The organism is Methylobacterium sp., assembly GCF_019745455.1.
GTDB lineage: Bacteria > Pseudomonadota > Alphaproteobacteria > Rhizobiales > Beijerinckiaceae > Methylobacterium.
In genome coordinates this window covers 1-6443 of record NZ_JAIETD010000138.1, presented here as the reverse complement: position 1 = coordinate 6443, position 6443 = coordinate 1, and the positions used below count along the sequence as shown (strand labels likewise).

The 6443-nt window shown below is 56.7% G+C and carries 10 protein-coding genes; 2 read left to right on the top strand and 8 right to left on the bottom strand.

What is annotated here, in order from left to right; all coding sequences use genetic code 11:
• Positions 1–282: 282 nt before the first annotated feature.
• The 8 genes from K2Y56_RS23500 to K2Y56_RS23465 all read right to left on the bottom strand — a co-directional run bounded on the left by K2Y56_RS23500 (position 283) and on the right by K2Y56_RS23465 (position 5526).
• Positions 283–816: a hypothetical protein gene (locus tag K2Y56_RS23500; RefSeq protein ID WP_292513613.1), complete on the bottom strand. Its 534-nt coding sequence runs from the start codon at positions 814–816 to the stop codon at positions 283–285.
• A 210-nt stretch (positions 817–1026) separates the two neighbouring features.
• Positions 1027–1638, bottom strand: coding sequence for a hypothetical protein (locus K2Y56_RS23495; RefSeq protein WP_292513610.1), 612 nt, complete (start codon positions 1636–1638; stop codon positions 1027–1029).
• 10 nt (positions 1639–1648) lie between these two features.
• Entirely contained in the window at positions 1649–2278 is a 630-nt protein-coding gene (locus tag K2Y56_RS23490; RefSeq protein ID WP_292513608.1) for a hypothetical protein, read from the bottom strand.
• Positions 2279–2297: 19 nt separating this feature from the next.
• The gene (locus K2Y56_RS23485) at positions 2298–3122 is read right to left on the bottom strand and encodes a lytic transglycosylase domain-containing protein (protein WP_292513605.1); all 825 of its coding nucleotides are present in this window, start codon (positions 3120–3122) and stop codon (positions 2298–2300) included.
• 1 nt (position 3123) lies between these two features.
• Positions 3124–3504 carry a hypothetical protein gene (locus K2Y56_RS23480; RefSeq protein WP_292513603.1) on the bottom strand — a complete coding sequence of 127 codons (381 nt, stop codon included), beginning with the start codon at positions 3502–3504 and terminating at the stop codon, positions 3124–3126.
• Between the two features lie 2 nt (positions 3505–3506).
• On the bottom strand, positions 3507–4091 hold the full coding sequence (locus K2Y56_RS23475; RefSeq protein WP_292513600.1) for a thermonuclease family protein: 585 nt from the start codon (positions 4089–4091) through the stop codon (positions 3507–3509).
• A gap of 350 nt (positions 4092–4441) precedes the next feature.
• Positions 4442–4708: a hypothetical protein gene (locus K2Y56_RS23470; protein ID WP_292513597.1), complete on the bottom strand. Its 267-nt coding sequence runs from the start codon at positions 4706–4708 to the stop codon at positions 4442–4444.
• Between the two features lie 230 nt (positions 4709–4938).
• Positions 4939–5526: a recombinase family protein gene (locus K2Y56_RS23465; RefSeq protein WP_292513594.1), complete on the bottom strand. Its 588-nt coding sequence runs from the start codon at positions 5524–5526 to the stop codon at positions 4939–4941.
• 114 nt (positions 5527–5640) lie between these two features.
• On the opposite strand from K2Y56_RS23465, the gene K2Y56_RS23460 reads away from it, so the two are divergent.
• Both K2Y56_RS23460 and K2Y56_RS23455 read left to right on the top strand, forming a co-directional pair.
• Positions 5641–5958 (top strand): type II toxin-antitoxin system RelE/ParE family toxin, encoded by a 318-nt coding sequence (locus K2Y56_RS23460; protein WP_292513592.1) that lies wholly within the window; start codon positions 5641–5643, stop codon positions 5956–5958.
• A 4-nt stretch (positions 5959–5962) separates the two neighbouring features.
• The gene (locus K2Y56_RS23455) at positions 5963–6244 is read left to right on the top strand and encodes an XRE family transcriptional regulator (protein WP_292513589.1); all 282 of its coding nucleotides are present in this window, start codon (positions 5963–5965) and stop codon (positions 6242–6244) included.
• Positions 6245–6443: the final 199 nt, after the last annotated feature.

Genomic DNA, 6443 nt, shown 5'->3' with positions numbered 1-6443 from the left:
GAGCCCTCCCTTCCCCACCCGACAAAAAGGAAGGGGGACGCCCGGCGTCCGCCTTGCGGGGAGCCCGCAGGGCGGAGCGCCCGACAGGGATCGTCACCCGGCAGGGCGGAGACGTCGCAGGCGGCTCCGGTCGACCGAAGGGCGACTAGAGCCCGGCCCGTAGGGGTCGGCCGAATTCTTTCTTATCTGGAATGAGACCGAGCCATGGTTAAACTCCAAACAGTGTCGCCGTGCTAATTTTTGCCCCGCAAATTTATTAAACCTACAGTCTCGTTAAGATAACTATTTTGGGATCTTTCCAGAAGAACTAGATGCTTTATCATCTTTTTCTCTATTAATATCAGCATAAATTGAAGTAGAAACGTAAGTTGCAAACAGGGCAATGAATGTTAGAGATATTACTTTCCCAAGAGGCGCAGTTTTTATCCGAAACCTAGTTTTATATGCAAAATAAATAAATTCTGATGTCAAAAATATAAGAAGAAAAACAGTAAATGCGGCAGGATTTGTTTTGAATGGAGTAACTATCATCCCGCCGAAACCAAAGGCCCAAACTACCGCTGCTGTTACCGCGTTAAATATGACCCCGACAAAAAATGAAATTACCATAGCAAAGACAAACCATAACACCAGAATAATAATCTCGCTAATCGAAAAATCGATCCTAGGCTTGCCTTTATCAATAAGTTTTACACTTTTATAGTTAACGTATAAGCATACACCGGCCAGAACTAATGCCGTGGTGAACGGATATTCCATAACAGCTTTAGCGAATGCTTCGAAAAAAGCTTCTGCGAGCTTCTTGAAGAAATCCATCACATGTTCCCCCGCCATCCGAGAGCGTTTATTTCTAATCCTCGTCGGCTAGCTACGCTACAGAGCATGATCGCATTTTACCGTCCAGACACATAACCATTAGCAGGTGTTAGCCGCGAGGCGGCGAGGAAGTTTCAGGCGAGCCGATCATAGCGGCGGTCGATGCGGCCCTTCACATAGCCAAGCTGATTAGATTTCGGCTCCTAGTTATCAAGGCTTCGTTGGTCCATCGGACTCGGAGGTTAGCCGGATCGTATAGCCACAGTCATCGATGGGCTTATGATCGACCGTGAGGCTGACTGAGAGCAATTTACTTCTTGGATCGTAACTTGCATATGCCACGGAACGATAAGGATCAGGCTTGGCGAGAGCCGGGGCCGTCCATTCCAAATAGCAAACGTTCATGCCACCGATGACGGTCTTTCGTCCGCCCTCGTAGAAGGCTACGCGCATCGGGCACATCTTGACACTGATACCGATATCCAGTCGATCAAGATACTTCTTACAGAACGTGGTCGTGTTCAGGACCGAAAAAACGACGCTCCGTGAGGGCGTCCAGATGATGTAATGCGCTTCCGTTGCTGGCGCGTAGCCTCCAACATAGCGAAGATCGCCCTGATGTTCGTATGCCTTATTGTTTTGGGAAAGGGCATCCGCCCATATCTCGCGAAACGTCCCGACCTGGGGCCCGTCCTCGCGAAGATCGGCGTATTTGAGCGGCCGGGGCCGCTCCGGATCGGTCGTCGTTCCGCCCGACTGGGAATGAGCCTGGGCGGCCCACAGACCGCCCACGACAGCTAGAAGCATAGGCGCGAGGCGCATCCAGGGGCGCCTACTCGTACCGCGGCCGACCAGGCACCCAGGACAGCGGGTCTTTGGGGCTGCGCGTCTGTCCGAACCACCGGGCGAGCTGCGCAGGGGGATTGGTCCGGTCGATATGCCAAGCCCGTTGCGCATAGACGAAGTTCACGGGCGAACGGAACATCACCCCGCCGGCCGCATCCAGGAAGTCGGTCGCGCACAGGACCGACAGCGGGCGGCGGGGATCGGACGTGCGGCCGGTCTGGTTGTCGATCCGGCCGGGACCGCAGCCGAACAGGCGCACGGCCACGGGCAAGGTGTCCGGCGGCGTGCGCCTCCCGAACCCGAAGCCTCCGGTAGCCGTCGAGCCATCGGGCCGCGCCAGGACGGCCGTGGGCGGGACGGCCGTGACCGCGTGCCCGTTCGCAGCTCGCAGCCATGCGGCCTGCGCCTCGTCCTGGGTCGGGTAGTAGCCCCGGTGAGTGAGCACCGGGGCGAACGCGCTGCGATCCGGGGCATACTCGAGCCGGCCCGGGTAGATCCCCTGGGGGCTGTAGAGGGGATCTTCGGCCGGGGCCGCCGTGTAGACGATCGGCGGCCCGGCTGAGTTGCAGCCGCCGAGGGCGCACAGAAGGGCAACGAGGGGGAGGCGGGTCGTCATCGCGAAGTCCTGTCCTTGGTCAGAGCGCGTTCTGGGGCAGGGCGATCCCCTCGGGGATCTCGCGGGGCTCAAGCGCAGCCGCTCCCACGGGGAGGATGATCGATGCCATGTCGCGGGTCGGGGGATGCTCGGCCGGGGAACTGAGGTCCGCAGGCGAGGCTGATGCCTGAGCGCCAGATCCGGCACTTGCCGTGTCACCGCCTTTGGTTGGGTTCTGTGCTACTGCCGTTCCGGACCCCGGCAAGTTCGGATTTCCCGCGTCGTTTGGATTGCAGTTTGCAGTTGTCGACTCGTTGCAAGCAGAAGCAAGCAATTTTGGATTATTCTTGAATTTATTAGTTGCCGCCTCAACGCCACGCGCCCAACCTGCCTGTTCACCCGGTCGAGGAGATCCATTATAATTCGCAGACAAGCATGCGTAATTATAACCGCACTTGTCATAAGCCCTCTTTAAGACGGCCATACCGCCATTGATATTTTGCTGATTGATATCTCGATCAAAACCTAATGAACGCGCGGTTCTTTGTGTGAGCTGCATAGGGCCCTTCACACCTGTGTCGGAACCTGCGCATGAATTGAAACCAACTGATTCATGATAACTCACAGCAAGAGCAAGATCGGTCGGAACACCTGTGTTCTGTGCCGATGCATACACCATAGCAACATTGTCTTTCTGATTAGCCATGGCATTTTCGATAGACCCGCCGCTTTTGCTCGTAAAACCATTCGGACAAAGCTGGGTGAGCGGCGTATTATTCTTAAGCATCGCATCGCCACTCGGGCAATTCGATGCATAAGCTGCGGTAGCAGCAACAACCACGCAGAATGCAGGCAGTTTTCTCATATCAAGACCTGCAATGGTTATATATTCTCTTATTTAATATGAACGATGTCTTTGATTTGACATTAATTTCTTGGACTACGGTTGTTCTGTCCGGATCCTTTTCGATATCAGCCATTGTCGGCTGATCCGGGCCTTGAGCCTCGATGCAGACGGATTTATATGAATTCTTTTGGTCATTCTTAGTCGTTTTGCACAACTGATAATGACCAGATATATTGGCACCGTCGAAATAAATTTCGGCAGCTCCGCCGATGCCGGTGCATCCAACATCCGTTGGAAGGTAAAAGCCTTTTTCTAGAGCTTTGATACCTTCAGCATTTGCAGGGAGAGGAGCAAATGCGAGCGCGATTATCAGATATTTTGCTTTAAACATACTGCGCATATCTATCGCCTTTCCTCGTTCGGCTGACCACGGACAAGGCCGGGTGACTTCGGAGGCCCCTTCTCGTTCTGAATGGGCTGATCACCCGTGATGCTGGGAGTCGGGCCGTCTGTCGGGTTCACGGGATCAGGCGCCGGAGGGGGAGGGGGATCGGCCTTCGGCTCCACAGCAGCGAGCTGGCTGCGATAGGCCCACGGCATGTCGAAGGCGGACCCCCAGAGCCCGCGAAACGCCTTACGAGCAGCATCTTGGGCCGCCAGGTAGACCTTGACCTGCTTGGGCTCATGATCCGGGGGCAGGGCCACGGCGACCCCTTCCTTGAGCATGGCAAGGGCGATGTCCTGATGAGTGGACGATGAGCACCGCACCGCCAGTTCGTTACCCTGCTTGTCGAGGAGGACGCAGCTCACCCACTTCCCAAGGGTCTCGTTGACCAGCCATGCCCGAGCCATGGTTCCGCACGGCCACGGCTGACGGCCGAGCAGGGCGGTTTGATCGGGAGCACAGACATCGACCCCCCACAGGCGATAGACGGTGCCATTCTCGATATCGCGGAAGCGGCTGCCGTCGATCACCTCGACGCGCATGGGCTTGGTCTGGGCTTGGGCCTGAGGCTCGTACCGGGTTCCAGGCGACACAGACGCCGGAACCTCAGGAGAAGCCCTGTGCGGCGGAGTGACCGGCTTGGGCGGCGGCTGAGGAGGGAAGGCGAGCGGTTTGGGAAACCCATCGGACTGGGCATGGACGTCGGCCTGCCAGCACACGAGTAAGCTGGCGATAGCGGCAATCGTCAGCTCACGATGCCGTAAGGGACGGCGCAGCGGCATTCATGGCCCCTTTGTATCCTCGGGAATTTATAACGTCCGGTGCGATAAGATCCTGTCAACCCATACAAGAGGCTCAAAAATGTATACAATTCAGATGTGAGGAAAAAGCCTCAGCGACCAGCCATTACGAGCCCATTTGTATAAGAACAAAAAAAGCAAAACAAACCAATCCAGATCCCTAATTTGCTTAGAATTTCAATGGCGGCCTGTTTTAATTGGAAAATTACGACATATCGATAGCTTTTGAATTGAACTAGCCCAAATTCTGACGTGCGATAGAAAATCTCACGCCCTATTTGTAGCCGAGCCCATACTGCACCGCCGATAAACAGGCAGCCCAATACAAAGAAAACAGCAGAAGCCACATAGAGCCGCATGATTATTCTCCTATCTATCCTGCCTCTGTAGACACCACCAATTTTTGCTTCCTCACAAGTTACGCTGCCGGATTTGCTGGATACCAGCGATAGATTTCTACGCATGCGGACTGAATATATTATAACTTCGTCTAGTCTTTATATTTTACATCTGCATCAGAATTCTCTTATTCTTTGCTCATCATCCGTGTTTTATCGGCCACCAGCTATACCCCAGAGAACGACTGCGATCATACCACCTCTCCTGGCTTCGGTCGTAGCCGGCCGATGGTCTGATGAGAGACGTTGAAGGACACCGCCAGCGCCGTGGCGGTTTCGCCGTCGGCGAGCCGTTGGCGGACTTCCTTTTGCTGAGCCGGGGTGAGCTTGTGCTTCGGCCCCCCGGTCTTGCCGCCGGCCGCCTTCACGCGGGCGCGTCCCTCGGCGGTGCGCGTCAGGATCATCTCCCGCTCGATCTCGGCCATGCCACCCATGACAGCCAGCATCATCTTGCCCTCGGCCGTGCCGGTGTCGGTCCAAGGCTGAGCGAGCGAGCGGAAGCGCCCCCCGGCCTGGTGGATGCGCTGGATGATCGCAAACAAGTCGAACAGGGATCGCGCCAGCCGGTCGATCCGAGTGACCACCACCACATCCCCCGGCTGAACCTCTCGGAGGAGGCGGTTCAGCTCGCGCCGGTCGCCACTCTTACCACTGACCTTCTCTCGATAGATCGGATTGCACCCCGCTGCCGCGAGCTGCTCAAGCTGCACGTCGAGCGTCTGCCCCACGGTCGAAACGCGGGCATATCCGAGGGTGCGAAGGGGCGTAGTTGTGGACATGAGTTATGGACAACGTAACCCTTTGCGATCAAAGGGGCAAGCCTCATGTCCATAACTTGTGAGTTATGGAAAATCCCGTTGCCTTGCTGTATCGGTTTCGATACACTATCTTGTATGAAGCCGATCACGTTCTTAGGCGACAGCCTCGCCCGGCTCCGGGACTTCCCGGATGATGCCCGCTCCGAGGCGGGCTATCAGCTTCGCGCCGTCCAAGCCGGGGACGATCCCGCCGACTGGAAGCCGCTGAAGACCGTGGGGCCGGGCGTGAGGGAGATCAGGGTGAGAGAGGCGTCGGGCGCCTTCCGTGTATTGTATCTCGCGACGCTGCCGGATCGTGTCCTCGTCCTGCACGCTTTCGAGAAGCGGACCCAGCAAACACCGCAAAAGGACATCGAGATTGCCGCGAAGCGGCTCAAGGCTTGGAAGGATTAAGGCGATGGAAGTCCAGACCTTTGACGACGTGTTCGATGCAATCGCGAACACTCCGGCCGAAGCCGCCAGCATGAAGGCGCGCGCTGATCTCCTCGGCGCCCTGGTTGCGCATGTAAAATCATGGAACGTGACACAAGAGGTCGCGGCGGGGCGCCTGGGGATCACCCGTCCTCGGATCAACGATCTACTCCGGGGCAAACTCGGCAAGTTCAGCCTGGATGCCCTGGTTGATATGGCGACCGCTGCCGGCCTCAAGCTGGAAATCCGCATCGCGGAAGCGGCCTGATCCGTGGCGGTGGACCACGAGCCGCCTAACCCGTCTTATTCACGAGGGCGGTGGATTTGGGGTGGCGAGCGTAGCGTAAAGCATTGATTTGGCTTAGGGATTGGGTGCTGACACCAACCCTCTTCACCTGATCGAGCCCGCCATGCCCGCCATGTCCGATCCTACGGTGCTCCCGTTCGCGTTTCCATCCGTGAGAGCC

Bases quoted from the DNA above. Each gene is read 5' to 3' on its own strand.
- K2Y56_RS23500 (WP_292513613.1), bottom strand. From the start codon at position 816: ATGGATTTCTTCAAGAAGCTCGCAGAAGCTTTTTTCGAAGCATTCGCT.
- K2Y56_RS23495 (WP_292513610.1), bottom strand. From the start codon at position 1,638: ATGCGCCTCGCGCCTATGCTTCTAGCTGTCGTGGGCGGTCTGTGGGCC.
- K2Y56_RS23490 (WP_292513608.1), bottom strand. From the start codon at position 2,278: ATGACGACCCGCCTCCCCCTCGTTGCCCTTCTGTGCGCCCTCGGCGGC.
- K2Y56_RS23485 (WP_292513605.1), bottom strand. From the start codon at position 3,122: ATGAGAAAACTGCCTGCATTCTGCGTGGTTGTTGCTGCTACCGCAGCT.
- K2Y56_RS23480 (WP_292513603.1), bottom strand. From the start codon at position 3,504: ATGCGCAGTATGTTTAAAGCAAAATATCTGATAATCGCGCTCGCATTT.
- K2Y56_RS23475 (WP_292513600.1), bottom strand. From the start codon at position 4,091: ATGCGCGTCGAGGTGATCGACGGCAGCCGCTTCCGCGATATCGAGAAT.
- K2Y56_RS23470 (WP_292513597.1), bottom strand. From the start codon at position 4,708: ATGCGGCTCTATGTGGCTTCTGCTGTTTTCTTTGTATTGGGCTGCCTG.
- K2Y56_RS23465 (WP_292513594.1), bottom strand. From the start codon at position 5,526: ATGTCCACAACTACGCCCCTTCGCACCCTCGGATATGCCCGCGTTTCG.
- K2Y56_RS23460 (WP_292513592.1), top strand. From the start codon at position 5,641: ATGAAGCCGATCACGTTCTTAGGCGACAGCCTCGCCCGGCTCCGGGAC.
- K2Y56_RS23455 (WP_292513589.1), top strand. From the start codon at position 5,963: ATGGAAGTCCAGACCTTTGACGACGTGTTCGATGCAATCGCGAACACT.